A 13,060-nucleotide genomic window follows, 5' to 3' on the forward strand; every position below is an offset into this window, starting at 1 on the left:
CGACGGATCGCGCACGGACCAATGGAGGACGGTATGGCCGCTGCACTAGCGCGCCGCGGCGGTCTCGCGCTTGACGATGAACTCGAAGTCCTTGGTCTCGAAGATCATCGAGATCAACACACCCAGCACCAGCGCCCAGAACGAAGCGCCGATGCCGAGGATCTGAATGCCCGAGGCGGCGATCAGGAAGGCGAACAACGCGCCCATCTCATGTTTCTTGCCGGAGAAGGCGATGGCCAGCGACGAGGTCAGCACCCGGACCAGCGCCAGGCCGGCAATGATGGCGATGAAGTAGCCCGGGGTCGCCTCGATCAGGCTGACCACGTAGCCGTAGAAGGGCGCGCAGACCACGAAGATGGCACCGGTGATTACCGCCGCCACCCAGCGCTTGTCGCGTTCGCCGGCCTCCGGCGAGGAGCAGATGCCGGTCATCGGCGCGGCGATGCAGGTGCTGTGCAGGTTGAAGAACGAGGAGATCATGGTGCCCAGGCCACCCACCGCGGTGATACCGTTGGCCGGCACCTTGTCGTAGCCCATGCCCTTGACCAGCCCCACCCCGGCGGGAGTTTCCATGCCCACCAGGATGATCGCCAGCGGCAAACCGTAGGCGAGGAAGGCGCCCAGGGTGAACTCGGGCACGATGAACTCGGGGAAGCGCACCGTAGCCTGGATGCCGGAGAAGTCGACGCCGGTGGCCATCAGGTAGGCGATGCCCGCCCCCATGGCAACCAGCAGCGGCGGCACGCGGCGGAACAGCCGAGCCGCCAGGAAGAAGCTGAGGATCATGATCGAGGCCGGCAGCAACGCATCGTCCAGCGAGCCGACCATGCGCGTGCCGAAGCTCAGCAGCACCCCGGCGATCATGCCCATCACGATGGGCATCGGGATCAGCCGCATCACCGTGGCCATCACCCCGGTAAGACCGGCAATGAGCGAGATCGCCCCGGCGATCAGGGTCGCCCCCAGCGCGGCCTCGAGCCCCACCACCGGGATCACCGCGGCGAACAGCAGCGCACCGGGAATCGAGTTGGCCATGGGCAGGGGCAGCCGGTAGTAGCTCGGCACCAGCAGGCCGAACAGGCCGTTGATCATCAGGTAGCTGATCACCCAGATCATGATGAACGAGGAGTCCAGGCCGGCCGCGGTGCCGGCACTGATATGGATGACGCCGGCGCTGAGGCCGAACACGCCGGCCACCAGGCCGGCGCTGACATTCTCGGGCGTCAGGTCGCGGATGAAATCGCCGGGCAGGCGCTTCAGGCTCGTGCCTTTCTCGATATGTTTCACGGTGTGCTCCAGGGGATGTTCTTATCGTTGGTTTTTTGGTGCGTGCAGATGAGCGTGGCGAACAGGTGCGTGGCGTCGTCGATCTCTCAGCCGTTGTCACCTCCCGCCACCGGCAATACGCTGCCGGTGATGTAGCTGGCATCGCGGGAAGCCAGAAACAGGATCGGGCCGGCCTGCTCGTCGAGGGTGCCGTAGCGACCCATGAAGCTGGTGGCCTTGGTCTGGTCGATCAGCTGCTGGTACCACGCCGTTTCCTGCTCGCTGGGCTCGGCGGCGTTGCGTGGCGTCAGTCGCGGCGGCGCCTCGGTGCCGCCGGGGGCGGTGGCGTTGACGCGAATACCGTACTCGGCGTACTCGAAGGCCAGCGCCACGGTCATGGCGTTGACGCCACCCTTGGCGGCAGCGTAGGGCACCCGGTTGATGCCACGAGTCGCCACCGAAGAGACGTTGACGATGTTGCCCTCACTCGCCAGCAGATAGGGCAGCGCCGCGCGGCAACACCACAGGGTGGGGAACAGCGAGCGGCGCACCTCGGCCTCGATCTGCTCGGGCGTGTAGTGGGCGTAGGGCTGGGCCCAGATGGTGCCGCCGACGTTGTTGATCAGCACGTCGAGGCGACCGTAGTGTTCGTGAACCTGACGCATCACGCCCTCGGCGCCCTCCCAGGCTTCCAGGTCGGCCTGAATGGCAATGGCCTCGATTCCCGCCTCGCGCAGCTCTGCCACCACGGCGTCGACGTGCTCGGCGCGGTCCACCAGCGCCAGCCGGGCGCCCTCGGCCCCGGCGCGTTCGGCGACGCGCTTACCGATGCCCTGGGCGGCGCCGGTGATCACCATCACCTGCTCGGCAAAACGCGCGCTCATGCCACCGCCTCCTTCTTTGCTTCTTCCGGGGCCAGGCTCGGGGTGAACTTCTCGTAGTGGAAGCTCGCGGGCGAAATCCCCTGCTCGCGGAAGTGAGTGAGCACCGCGTCCACCATCGGCGGCGGCCCGCACAGGTAGACGTCGACCTCGCCGTCGTGCAGCAGCTCGGGGGCCATGTGGTGGGTCACGTAGCCCTTGCGCATGTGCTCGCTCGCCGCATCGGCGACCACCGTGGTGTAGGCGAAGTCGGGCAGCGCCTCGACGAAGCCGTCGAGCTCGTCGAGCTTGACCAGGTGATCGTCGACGTTGACGCCGTAGAGCAGCCGCACCGGCCGGTCGCAGCCCTGCTCCTGCAGCTGGCGCAGCATGGCCAGGAACGGCGCCAGGCCGGTACCGCCGGCCAGCATCAGTACCGGGCGTCTGACCTCGCGCAGGTAGAAGCTGCCCATCGGCCCGGTCAGGGTCAGGGTGTCCTCGGGCTTGGCCGCACCGCTGAGATAGCCGCTCATCAGGCCGTTCGGCACGTTGCGGATGAGGAAGGTCGCGCGGCGCTCGCCGGGCAGCGAGCTGAACGAGTAGGAGCGGGTCTCGTCGCTGCCCGGGACCTGGATGTTGACGTACTGGCCCGGCAGGAAGACCACCCCCTCGCCTTCATCGAGATACTCTTTATCAAGATCTATGACTAGCTCGAAGCTGTCCTCGGAGAGACGCTCGACCTCGGCGACTCTGGCCGGGAACTCGCCCACCGCGGTCTTGCACAGGGTCGAGGCCGCCGGTACCTGCACCACGCAGTCCGAAGAGGGCACCATCTGGCAGGTCAGCACCTTGCCCTCGGCGAGTTCCTCATCGGAGAGCGCCTCGTCGATATACTCGTCGCCGAGATCGAACTCACCCTGCTCGCAGTGCCCCTTGCAGGTGCCGCAGACCCCGTCGGAGCAGTCCATCGGCAGATTGACCTTGTGGCGATAGGCAGCGTCGAGCACCGTCTCTCCTGCGTTGCAGGTGATGAAGCGGGTCACGCCGTCCTCGAAGTTGAGTGCGATGGTATAGCTCATGGTCGTCTCCTCCCCCACCGGGTTCACGATCGTTCAGACGTGATACACGTCGATGACCTGGTGGATGTAGTCGTTGTTGAGCACCACCTTCTTGCTGACGATGCGCGGCTCGCCGCCGCTCACGTCCAGGGTGTAGAAGGAGCTGCCGAAGTAGCCGTCGGTCTGCTTGTAGCGGTGGCTCAGGGTGTGCCAGTTGAAGCGCAGCTCGACCGTATCGCCAGTCTGAGAGAGCACCTCCAGATTGGAGATCTGGTGCGTGGTACGCGGCTCGGGGGTGCTGGCGCCGCTGCGCTCGGTCTTGATGCGATAGACGCGATCCTCGAGCCCTTCCCGGCTGGGGTAGTAGATCAGCGAGATCTCGCGCTGCGGGTCCTCGGTCAGCCGGTCGTCGTCGTCCCAGGCCGGCATCCAGAACACCGCGTCCTTGCGGTAGCACGCCAGCCACTCGTCCCACTGGCGGTCGTCGAGCAGGCGCGCCTCGCGATAGAGGAAGGCCTGGATGTCGTGATAGCTGATGCTCATGTGATGTCTCCCCTTCTCGGTAAGGCCTGGCTCAGGCGCTCTGGGTGGCGATGAACTGGCCGCGCTCGCGTTCGATGGCACGCAGCATTTCCTGGACCCAGTGCTTGTGGTGCAGCACGTAGAGCCCTTCGTCCTCGGGGGAGGCACCGCTGAGCAGCGGCTTCATGTCGATGGCCTTCGCGTTGTCGTCAGCGCCCTCGACCCACTGTTTGGCGCCGCGGGAGAGGTCGTTCCACTCGGCGGCCTCGCCGGCGTAGCCGTTCTGGCAAGCGCGAAACTCCTCCAGGTCGTCGGGGGTGCCCATGCCGCTGACGTTGAAGAAATCCTCGTACTGGCGGATGCGCAGGGCGCGGTTCTCGGCGGACTCGCCCTTGGGCGCGAAGCAGTAGATGGTGACCTCGCTCTTGTCCACGGCGATGGGCCGAATGACGCGAATCTGGGTGGAGAATTGATCCATCAGGTAGACGTTGGGGTAGAGGCAGAGATTACGCGTCTGGTTGACGATGGAGTCCGCCCGCGCCTCGCCGAACTCCTGCTCGATCCACCCCTTCTGCGTGTAGACCGGACGCACCTCGGGGTTGAGCAGGCGGGTCCACAGCATCATGTGGCCGTGGTCGTAGGAGTAGAAGCCGCCCTGGCTCTTCGACCAGCCGTCAGCGTCCACCGCCTTGGTGCCGCCGGCGTCATAGTTGCGGCGATCCATGGTCGAGGCGTAGTTCCAGTGCACGGTACTGACGTGGTAGCCGTCGGCACCGTTCTCGGCGCCCAGCTTCCAGTTGCCGTTGAAGGTATAGGCGGAGGTGCCACGCAGCACTTCGAGTCCTTCCGGGGCCTGGTCGACGATGTTGTCGATGATCTTGCGGGTCTCGCCCAGGTATTCCTCCAGTGGCAGCACGTCGGCGCTCAGGCTGCCGAACAGGAAGCCGCGATAGCTTTCGAAGCGCGGCAGGCGCTTGAGGTCGTGGGAGCCCTCCTGCTTGAAGCCCTCGGGATAGGCGCCGGTCTTCTCGTTCTTGGCCTTGAGCAGCTTGCCGTCGTTCTTGAAGGTCCAGCCGTGGAACGGGCAGGTGAAGGTGCCCTTGTTGCCCTGCTTGCGCCGGCACAGGGTCGCGCCGCGGTGAGCGCAGGCGTTGATCAGGCCGTGCAGCTCGCCGTTCTTGTCGCGGGTGATGACCACCGGCTGACGGCCCATGGTCACGGTGAAGTAGTCGCCCGGCTCCGCGACCTGGCTCTCGTGGGCCAGGAACAGCCAGTTGCCCTCGAAGATGTGCTTCATCTCCAGTTCGAAGAAGGCCGGGTCGGTGAACATGCTGCGGTGGCAGCGGAAGATACCGCTCTCGGCGTCGTCGACGACGGCACCGCGAACGCGTTTCTCGAGACGATCAAGCTGTGCGGTCATTGCTCCAACTCCTCGTTGCTCTTGTCAGGGACGAGGCTCCCCTACCCGCCGGCGGGGGCCGGCGGGCGGAGCGCTTCGTGTCGTCTGGTGTCTAGCGAAAAAGCGTCGGGGATCAGGCCTCGGCAGATTCGCGCTTGGCCGGGGCCGCCTCGTCTTCCAGCGCCCGCGGGCGCTTGTGGCGGCTCTGCTGCTCGGGGTCGGCGGTGGGCGCCAGCTCAACGTCGAACACCACCTCGGTGAAGGGCGCTTCGAGCCCACGCTTGGCGGCCTCGGCGGCTTCTTCGATGCGGGTGGCGTCGACCACCAGCTCTTCACGGGTGGCGAAGGCGAAGTCGTCCCAGGTGTACTCGTCGCCGGCCAGGTTGATCTGGGTGGTCAGGTGACGGTGGCCCGGGGCGGAGACGAAGAAGTGGATGTGCGCCGGACGCTGGCCATGACGGCCCAGCAGCTTGAGCACCTGGTCGGTGGGGCTGCCGGCCGGCACGCCGTAGCCGGAGGGGATGATGCTCCGCGCGCGGTAACGGCCCTCGGCATCGGCGATGATGGTGCGGCGCAGGTTGTACTGCGACTGCGAGGGATCGAAGAAGGAGTAGCCGCCCTTGGAGTCGGCGTGCCAGATCTCGACCTGGGCGCCGGCCACCGGCTTGCCCTGAGTGTCGCGCACCTGGCCGGTCAGCCACATCACCTCGGCGCCTTCATCGCTGCCGTCGTCCATGCGCGCCTCGCCTTCGCTCACCGGCGCACCGGCCACGTAGAGCGGGCCTTCGATGGTGCGCGGCGTACCGCCGGTCAGGCCGGCCTGCTCGTCGGCAGCGTCCATGCGCATGTCGAGGAAGTGATCGAAGCCGAGCCCCGGGGCCAGCAGGCCGAACTGGCTCTCCTTGCCCAGCTCATTGAGCAGGCTCACCGCCGACCAAAACTCCTCGGGGCTGACGTCGAAGTCGTCGATCAGGCGGTACACGTCGGAGAGCAGGCGATGCAGGACCTGCTTGGCACGGTGGCTGCCGCCCTGCTCGTCGAAGCCGGCCACGGCCTTGAGAAAGTTCTGTACGTCGGGGGTGTCATGGATCTTCACGGTCATGGGTCATACCTCGTTGTCGTTGGAGGCCCCGCAGGGCTGGCGTGTTGGTTCGTGGGTCAGCTGTCGTCGTCGCGAATGGATGAGGGATGGCGGCACAGCGGCTTGACGCCGATCTCCATCCACGGGAAGAGCGGCAGGCCCGCGACCAGCTCCTGCAACTCGGCGTTGTCGCGCACGTCGAAGATGCTGACGTTGGCGTAGCTGCCGGCGATCCGCCACAGGTGGCGCCACTTGCCCCGACGCTGCAGCTCCTGGGCATACTCCTTCTCGCGCGCCTTGATCGCGGCGGCCTCGTCGGCCGGCATCGTCGGCGGCAGCTTGACGGTCATTTCCACTTGGAAAAGCATGCGTTTCTCCTCAACGGCGGGCGTAATGCGCCAGTTTGTCTTCATCCAGGGCGATCCCCAGCCCCGGGCCTTTCGGCAGCTCCACGCCGAACTCGCCGTAGGCCAGCGGCTCGGCGACGATGTCGTCCTTGAGCAGCAGCGGGCCGAACATCTCGCTGCCCCAGGCCAGCTCGGGCAGCGTGGCCCAGGCGTGCAGCGAGGCGGCGGTGCCGATGCTGCCCTCCAGCAAGGTGCCGCCGTAGAGACCGATGCCCGCCGCCTGGGCCACCTCGGCCAACGCCAGGGCGCCGCGGGGGCCGCCGGCCTTGGCGATCTTCAGCGCATAGGCGCCGCTGAAGCCGGCGGCAGCCAGGGCGAAGCCGTCGCGAGCGTCGGCCACCGCCTCGTCGGCCAGCATCGGCACCTCGAAGCGCTTGGCCAGGCGCACCAGCCCGGCATGCTCGCGGGCGGAGACCGGCTGCTCGATCAGCTCGATACCGGCGGCCTGCAGCGCGGCGATACCGCGCACGGCGGTGCTCTCGCTCCAGGCCTGGTTGACGTCGACGCGCACGCTGGCCCGCTCGCCCAGCGCCGCCTTGATCGCGGCCACGTGGCGCACGTCGTCGTCCACGGCGTTGGCGCCGATCTTGAGCTTGAAGTCGCAGTGGCGGCGCTGGTCCAGGCGCTGGAAGGCCTCGTCGATGTCGCGGGCGGTATCACCGCTGGCCAGGGTCCACAGCACCGGCAGGTGGTCGTGGCGCGCACCGCCGAGCAGCTCGGCCATGGGCAAGCCGAGGCGCTTGCCCTGGGCGTCGAGCAGCGCGGTCTCCAGCGCCGACTTGGCGATGGCGTTGCCGCGGGCGTGGCGGTCGAGGCGGGCACGCAGCACGGCGACGGCGTCCGCCGGCTGGCCGATCAGCAGCGGCGCCAGGTAGCTGTCGATGTTGCGCTTGATGCTCTCGGGGCTCTCGGGGCCGTAGGCCAGCCCGCCGATGGTGGTGCCCTCGCCCAGGCCCTCGACGCCGTCGGAGTCGCGCAGACGCACGATGACCAGCGTCTGGCAGGCCATGGTGGTCATGGAGAGCTTGTGAGGGCGGATGGTCGGCAGATCGACCAGCAGCGTTTCGATGGACTCGATGACAGATGACATGCGCGCTCCGGCGGTTCGGTGTTTCGATACCATGGCAGTCTGATTGCCACGGCGCGGCCGAACCAATATCGTTTAGGTCCCGAGCCATACCCTGGAGGTATCATGGAGCTGCGACATCTACGCTATTTCTGCATGGTCGCGGAGGAGCTCAACCTGACCCGAGCGGCCGCCAAGCTGCACATGGCACAGCCGCCTTTATCACGACAGATCAAGCAGTTGGAGAGCGAAGTCGGTGCCGAGCTGTTCGAGCGCAGCGCGCGCGGACTGCGTCTGACGCCGGCGGGCCAGTTCTTCCATGAGCATACCCTGCAGATACTGGACAAGGTCGACACCACCGTTGCCGCGACCCAGCGTCTGGCCCGTAGCAAGCGCGTGATGTTCGGCATCGGTTTCGTTCCCTCGGTGTTCTACGGACAGCTTCCGCTGCTGGTGAGGGAATTACGACAAAAGGATAACGTCGAGCTGGTGCTGGCCGAGCTGACCACGGTGCAGCAGATGAAGGCGCTCAAGAGCGGCCGCATCGACCTGGGCTTCGGCCGTATGCGCATCGACGACCCCGATGTGGAGCAGGAGAACCTGTTCGACGAGCCGCTGATGGCGGCCCTGCCCGAAGGCCACCCGCTGGCCGATACCAAGCCGACCCTGGCTCAGCTCGCCGAGTACCCGCTGGTGCTGTTTCCGGCCCAGCCGCGCCCGAGCCTGGCCGACATGACGCTGGGGCTGTTTCGTCGCCGTGGGCTCAAGGTCACCGTGGCACAGGAGGCCAACGAGCTGCAGACGGCGCTGGCGCTGGTCGCCTCGGAGATCGGCATCACCCTGGTGCCGGAGCAGGTCAAGCGCGTGCAGCGCGACGGCATCGTCTATGTCTACCTCGCCGACCCGGGCCTCACCTCGCCGGTGATCTGCAGCCGGCGCAAGGGCGAAGCGCCTTCGCCGATCATGCAGGAGGCCAACGCCATCCTCGAGGTGCTGGTGGAGAACCGCCGCAGCGGGCGCTATCCCTGAGGGGCGGCCACCGCCAGGCACGATGCCCGGCTGCCGTGACGCGACAGCACCGTGAACTCCTCGAGCCGCAGGCCGGCGGCGTCGAGCTGCGCCTTGAAGGCATCCTCATAGGTCACCCGGCCGAAGTCGATGCTGGTGAGCCGCTTGAGCATGGGCTTGAGCCACTCCATCCCACGGGAGGGCCGCAGTTGGATGGTCTGGGTGAAATAGAGCCGTCCGCCTGGGTTCAACAGTGCCGCGCAGTGGCGAAGTGCCCGCTCGGGCTCCGGCAGCAGCATCAGGCTGGCCGAGAAATAGGCTGCATCGTAGGGGCCACCGTCATGGTCGTAGACGGACTCGAGACGCACCTCGGCATGGGCGCAGAGCGACTCCTCCTCCAGCCGGCGCTGGGCGCGGTCGATGTAGTCGGCATCGATGTCGATACCGGTGATGCGCAGCCCCTTGCGCCTCACCGTCTCGGCGTTGGCCGCCAGCGCCCCGGCCGTGCCGACCCCGACGTCCAGCAGGGCCGCCTCCTCGGGCAGCCGTTCGAGCACCGCGGCGTACCAACGGGAAGTCAGCTTCAGGATCAGGGCGTCGTAGATCAGGCTGCGCAGCATGGTTCAGCGGCCACGCCTGGCAAAGAAGGCATCGATGGCACCCTGCGCCTCCGGCGAACCACAGCGCTCGAGCAAGCGTCGCTCCTCTCTGGCGAAAGCGCCTTCGACGGCAGCGTCGTCACTCTCACGCAGCAGCGCCTTGATGGCGAGCAGCGTATCGAAGGGCTTGGCCACGAGCCGTTCGGCACAGTCGAGCGCCTGCATCAGCGCCTTGCCGTCGGGGGCGACGTCGGTGATCAGGCCCAGCTCACCGGCACGGGCCGCGGTGAACGGCTGGCCCAGCATCAGCATCGCCGTAGTGGCCTTGCCGCCGGCCAGGCGTGGCAGCAGGTAGGTAGTAGCGCCCAGCGGCGTCAGGGCCAGGTTGACGAAAGGCAGGCAGAAGCGGGTCGAGTGACCTGCATAGGCGAAGTCGCAGTGCAGCAGGATCGACGTGCCGAGCCCCAGCGCCAACCCCTCGGCGGCGGCCACCACGGGCTTGGGAAAGGCACGCAGGCGGCGCAGAAAGGCGATGGCCGGCACGCTTTCGGCATTGGCCAGTGCCTTGTAGTCGTTCAGATCGTTGCCGGCGGTGAAGCAGTTCTCGCTGCCGGTGATGACCAGCACCTTGACCTCGGCATCCGCCTCGGCCGCATCGAGCACCTCGATCAACCGCGCATAGCTCGCCGCGTCCAGAATGTTGCGCCGCTCGGGGCAGCTGATTCTGAGCAGCTCGATACCGCCCTCTCGCCGTGACGTGGTGATGTCGGTTGCCATGATCCGCACTCCTCTCACACCCAATGCCTGACCACAGCATAAGAAAAAATTAATAAGTAAGCTAAGTTTTCGAGCCGCGCCGTGTCCTGCCTTTCACAGCCTTCGGATCAGGCGAGCCGCTGCACTCTTGCCGGCATTCAGCGCTCCCTCCATGTAGCCAGGGAAGCGCTCGGCAATCTCCGAGCAGGCGAACTGCAACCCTCCCTCTACCTGGCGCAGCCGAGCCGCGGCATTCGGCAGGCCCCCGAAACGGACATGCGCGTTGTAGCCTCCGCCACACCAGGGATGCTGCACCCAGACGGCATCGGTGAAGTCGAGGGGGTGCCTTGCCTCATCCCCACCGAAAATCCCGGCAAGCATTTCTATCGCATACGCACGCCGCTCCGTCCGATCTGCCAACGCCAGGTCGTGCGCACGGTGCCCACCGGTGAAGAGGGTCAAGCGCGCCGACTCCTCTCCTGGCCTGGTGGTATCCAGCAGCGTCGTGCCCATTGGTTCGAGGCAAACGATTTCGCTGAGCGGCGCTGGCCTACCCCAGGCGGATGGCTGACGCCAGAAGGCACGGCGATACACGAGAGTGGTCTTGACCATGGCACCGGGGACGAAGCTCTCCAGGGCGGGGCGGAGATCCTCGGCCAACGGCGGGGGTAGCTCGATCTCACGAGCGGCCAGCGGCGGCACCGCCAGGATGACGCCAGCAGCAGCGTGATAGACACCTTTTGGGGTAATGACATCAAAGCCGCCTTTCCCCTCTTCTGCCCCTCTCGTCACCGCCGTAACGGCCGTGTCGTAACGAGGAGCGCGAGGAAGGCCTGCGGCAAGCCAGGCAACGAGGGTATCGAGCGAACCTGACACCTGATACTCGCCATCCTCTCGCGCCGACTCGTATCTTGCGAAAATTTCCAGCACAGCCTGGGCGCTGAGCTCGTCGGGTGCATGGCACAGCAGTTCACAAAGCGAGCTCTGCATGAGCGCGAGCCCCTGGGGGTCGGCCGTAACCTTGCGGATCAGCTCCGTGACGGTTAGATCCGGGCGACCACTGCGTAAACCCGCCGACGAGACCAGGCCGGGCCAGGCGTCGCTCAGTTCGTTCAGCCAGGTATCGGCCTCGATGAAGCCCCGTGAACCGAGCCCTGCCGTCTCCCCTTCCGCTCCGCCCGCCACCAGCTCCAGTCCGGCCTCATGCACCAGCTCGACGAGCGCCGTCATGTCCCGGTTCAGGAACTGGGCGCCGTCTTCCATCGGATGGCCATTCTCTCCCACGGACGAACGGACTCGCCCGCCGGGAGTTTCCTGCGCCTCCAGCACCTGGCAGCTCAGCCCCGCGGCTTCCAGCTCACGTGCCGCGGAAAGCCCCGCCAATCCCGCTCCTACCACGATGACGTCTACGGTTTCTCCATCGCTCTCCAGCGCCATGTCTCTTCCTTGCTTATCCGGTTGCATCCCTCTTCGGCGTCATGCCGCTCAAACCCAGACGTCGTTCAAGGCAGTGCGTTCGCCTCCCGCATTGCCGGTATTGAGAACCCCGCGCGGCTCGATCAGCATCACTTCCGCTTCCTCCTCGGCATAGGGTTTATGCTCCACCCCCTTGGGAACGACGTACATCTGCCCTGCCGCCAGATGCACCGCACCGTCGCGAAAGTCGATGCGCAAATTGCCCTTGATGACGATGAAGGTTTCGTCGGTGTCAGGGTGGTCGTGCCAGACGAACTCTCCCTTCAGCTTCACGACCTTGAACTGGTAGTCGTTCATCTCCGCCACGACTCTTGGCGACCACTGCTCATCGACAAGGCTGAGCTTCTGGCCGATATCTATCGCCGTATATTCCCTCGTCTCCATTTCTCCCCCCTTGTTGTTCGATTACGCCGTTTCTTGGCGCTATTCGAAAAGTAGACCATCGGGGCGAAGGAGATAGGCCTCTCCCGGTTTGAAGGCCCAGGTGAGAGAAGTATCCAGACTAGCCCTCTCGTGCCCATTGATGACGCGGGGCACGCCGACCGTGACGCCGTGCTGCCAGCCGTGCCTCGGCGCGCTCCCGCAGCTGCGGCAGGGAAAGGCATTCCAGATGCAGCGCCCATTCGCGGCGCAGCCCTTCGTCGAAGGGTTGGTAAACGGCGGTCTTCAACGCTTCGAACAGTCTGGCGCAGGCCGGGTTGTCACGCGCCTCGTCGGGTAGCGCGCGGTACTGGCGCTCGAGCCAACCGGCCGCATCGGCAACAGGCACCTTGATGCGCCGGTCACGGGTTCGTCTCACCCCCTGCGCCGCCAGCTTCCACGCCTCGGCCTGCTGCTGCGCCTCCACGTGCAGCCGCGGCGTCACGGCATCGATGAGCCCCAGCCGTCGTGCCTGGGTCGCCCCTATGGTCTCACCCGAGAGCAGCAGGTGCAGCGCGGCGGCCAGCCCCATCAACCGGGGCAGCCGCTGGGTGCCGCCGGCGCAGGGAATCAAGCCCAGGGCGATCTGCGGCAACCCCAGGCGCAGCTCGGGCGGACCTAACCGGTAGTGACAGGCCATGGCCAGCTCCAGGCCGCCGCCGAGCACTGCCCCGTGCAGCCAGGCCACGCAGGGTTTGGTGCCGCTCTCGATGGCCAGTGTCAGCTCAGGCAGGGAGGGCGCTTCATGCAGCCGGTCGAGCTCGCCCATGTCGGCGCCCGCCGAGAAGCAGCGGCCTCCCGCCTTGAGCAGGATCCACCTCACCTTCGGGTCGTTCTCGGCTTCGACGAGGGCCCGGCGCAGCTCGCTGCGCAGCCGCTGGGTCAAGGCATTGACCGGCGGGTTGAACAGGGTGATCCGCGCGCAGTCGCCCTCGCGAATCAAGGTCACGGCTCGGCTCATGGCTTGTCTCGCTGTGTGGTAAAGGACCGGTTCATTACGGCATTACTGACAACTTATTGTCACAGCCGCTTCTTCACTGCATCGACAGCTCATAAGGGGAGTTTAGCCAAACGGAAATAAAAGACAACGTATTGACATAAAATTTCGACTCGCCTAGCTTGATCCCCAGACGCGTCGAGCC

14 protein-coding genes are annotated in these 13,060 nt (G+C 66.2%); 1 reads left to right on the forward strand and 13 read right to left on the reverse strand.

From position 1 onward, the window contains the following. Positions 1-45: 45 nt before the first annotated feature. The 8 genes from HOP58_RS14165 to HOP58_RS14200 form a co-directional block, all read right to left on the reverse strand. Positions 46-1,287 carry a benzoate/H(+) symporter BenE family transporter gene (locus tag HOP58_RS14165; protein ID WP_234260656.1) on the reverse strand — a complete coding sequence of 414 codons (1,242 nt, stop codon included), beginning with the start codon at positions 1,285-1,287 and terminating at the stop codon, positions 46-48. An 86-nt stretch (positions 1,288-1,373) separates the two neighbouring features. Then, a complete protein-coding gene (benD, locus tag HOP58_RS14170; RefSeq protein ID WP_234255038.1) occupies positions 1,374-2,150 on the reverse strand; it encodes a benzoate diol dehydrogenase BenD in 777 nt (258 codons plus the stop codon). Further along, positions 2,147-3,205 (reverse strand): benzoate 1,2-dioxygenase electron transfer component BenC, encoded by a 1,059-nt coding sequence (gene benC / locus HOP58_RS14175; protein WP_234255039.1) that lies wholly within the window; start codon positions 3,203-3,205, stop codon positions 2,147-2,149. The genes benD and benC overlap by 4 nt, the downstream gene beginning before the upstream one ends. 33 nt (positions 3,206-3,238) lie before the next feature. Then, positions 3,239-3,727 (reverse strand): benzoate 1,2-dioxygenase small subunit, encoded by a 489-nt coding sequence (gene benB, locus HOP58_RS14180; protein ID WP_103969839.1) that lies wholly within the window; start codon positions 3,725-3,727, stop codon positions 3,239-3,241. A gap of 31 nt (positions 3,728-3,758) precedes the next feature. Next, positions 3,759-5,126 (reverse strand): Rieske 2Fe-2S domain-containing protein, encoded by a 1,368-nt coding sequence (locus HOP58_RS14185; protein WP_234255041.1) that lies wholly within the window; start codon positions 5,124-5,126, stop codon positions 3,759-3,761. Positions 5,127-5,238: 112 nt separating this feature from the next. Then, the gene (gene catA, locus HOP58_RS14190) at positions 5,239-6,207 is read right to left on the reverse strand and encodes a catechol 1,2-dioxygenase (protein ID WP_234255043.1); all 969 of its coding nucleotides are present in this window, start codon (positions 6,205-6,207) and stop codon (positions 5,239-5,241) included. Positions 6,208-6,263: 56 nt separating this feature from the next. Next, positions 6,264-6,554: a muconolactone Delta-isomerase gene (catC, locus tag HOP58_RS14195; protein WP_234255045.1), complete on the reverse strand. Its 291-nt coding sequence runs from the start codon at positions 6,552-6,554 to the stop codon at positions 6,264-6,266. A 10-nt stretch (positions 6,555-6,564) separates the two neighbouring features. Further along, entirely contained in the window at positions 6,565-7,683 is a 1,119-nt protein-coding gene (locus tag HOP58_RS14200; protein WP_234260657.1) for a muconate cycloisomerase family protein, read from the reverse strand. Between the two features lie 102 nt (positions 7,684-7,785). Between HOP58_RS14200 and HOP58_RS14205 the strand changes: the two genes are divergently transcribed. Further along, positions 7,786-8,688, forward strand: a complete 903-nt coding sequence (locus tag HOP58_RS14205) for a LysR family transcriptional regulator (RefSeq protein ID WP_234260658.1) — start codon at positions 7,786-7,788, stop codon at positions 8,686-8,688. On the opposite strand, the gene HOP58_RS14210 is transcribed toward HOP58_RS14205, so the two are convergent. From HOP58_RS14210 to HOP58_RS14230, 5 genes are all read right to left on the reverse strand, one after another. Beyond that, positions 8,679-9,287 carry a class I SAM-dependent methyltransferase gene (locus HOP58_RS14210; RefSeq protein ID WP_234255052.1) on the reverse strand — a complete coding sequence of 203 codons (609 nt, stop codon included), beginning with the start codon at positions 9,285-9,287 and terminating at the stop codon, positions 8,679-8,681. The genes HOP58_RS14205 and HOP58_RS14210 overlap by 10 nt on opposite strands. 3 nt (positions 9,288-9,290) lie before the next feature. Beyond that, positions 9,291-10,043: an enoyl-CoA hydratase-related protein gene (locus HOP58_RS14215; RefSeq protein WP_191223233.1), complete on the reverse strand. Its 753-nt coding sequence runs from the start codon at positions 10,041-10,043 to the stop codon at positions 9,291-9,293. A 93-nt stretch (positions 10,044-10,136) separates the two neighbouring features. Then, on the reverse strand, positions 10,137-11,459 hold the full coding sequence (locus HOP58_RS14220) for an NAD(P)/FAD-dependent oxidoreductase (RefSeq protein WP_234260659.1): 1,323 nt from the start codon (positions 11,457-11,459) through the stop codon (positions 10,137-10,139). Between the two features lie 48 nt (positions 11,460-11,507). After that, positions 11,508-11,882, reverse strand: a complete 375-nt coding sequence (locus HOP58_RS14225; RefSeq protein WP_103969830.1) for a cupin domain-containing protein — start codon at positions 11,880-11,882, stop codon at positions 11,508-11,510. A 118-nt stretch (positions 11,883-12,000) separates the two neighbouring features. Beyond that, positions 12,001-12,879: an enoyl-CoA hydratase-related protein gene (locus HOP58_RS14230; RefSeq protein WP_234260660.1), complete on the reverse strand. Its 879-nt coding sequence runs from the start codon at positions 12,877-12,879 to the stop codon at positions 12,001-12,003. Between the last annotated feature and the right edge of the window lie 181 nt (positions 12,880-13,060).

The sequence above is a fragment of the Halomonas sp. MCCC 1A11062 genome, from assembly GCF_021404355.1.
GTDB classification, from domain to species: Bacteria; Pseudomonadota; Gammaproteobacteria; order Pseudomonadales; family Halomonadaceae; genus Halomonas; species Halomonas aerodenitrificans.

Coding starts and splice junctions, on each gene's coding strand:
- benD (WP_234255038.1), bottom strand. CDS start 2,150: ATGAGCGCGCGTTTTGCCGAGCAGGTGATGGTGATCACCGGCGCCGCC.
- benC (WP_234255039.1), bottom strand. CDS start 3,205: ATGAGCTATACCATCGCACTCAACTTCGAGGACGGCGTGACCCGCTTC.
- benB (WP_103969839.1), bottom strand. CDS start 3,727: ATGAGCATCAGCTATCACGACATCCAGGCCTTCCTCTATCGCGAGGCG.
- HOP58_RS14185 (WP_234255041.1), bottom strand. CDS start 5,126: ATGACCGCACAGCTTGATCGTCTCGAGAAACGCGTTCGCGGTGCCGTC.
- catA (WP_234255043.1), bottom strand. CDS start 6,207: ATGACCGTGAAGATCCATGACACCCCCGACGTACAGAACTTTCTCAAG.
- catC (WP_234255045.1), bottom strand. CDS start 6,554: ATGCTTTTCCAAGTGGAAATGACCGTCAAGCTGCCGCCGACGATGCCG.
- HOP58_RS14200 (WP_234260657.1), bottom strand. CDS start 7,683: ATGTCATCTGTCATCGAGTCCATCGAAACGCTGCTGGTCGATCTGCCG.
- HOP58_RS14205 (WP_234260658.1), top strand. CDS start 7,786: ATGGAGCTGCGACATCTACGCTATTTCTGCATGGTCGCGGAGGAGCTC.
- HOP58_RS14210 (WP_234255052.1), bottom strand. CDS start 9,287: ATGCTGCGCAGCCTGATCTACGACGCCCTGATCCTGAAGCTGACTTCC.
- HOP58_RS14215 (WP_191223233.1), bottom strand. CDS start 10,043: ATGGCAACCGACATCACCACGTCACGGCGAGAGGGCGGTATCGAGCTG.
- HOP58_RS14220 (WP_234260659.1), bottom strand. CDS start 11,459: ATGGCGCTGGAGAGCGATGGAGAAACCGTAGACGTCATCGTGGTAGGA.
- HOP58_RS14225 (WP_103969830.1), bottom strand. CDS start 11,882: ATGGAGACGAGGGAATATACGGCGATAGATATCGGCCAGAAGCTCAGC.
- HOP58_RS14230 (WP_234260660.1), bottom strand. CDS start 12,879: ATGAGCCGAGCCGTGACCTTGATTCGCGAGGGCGACTGCGCGCGGATC.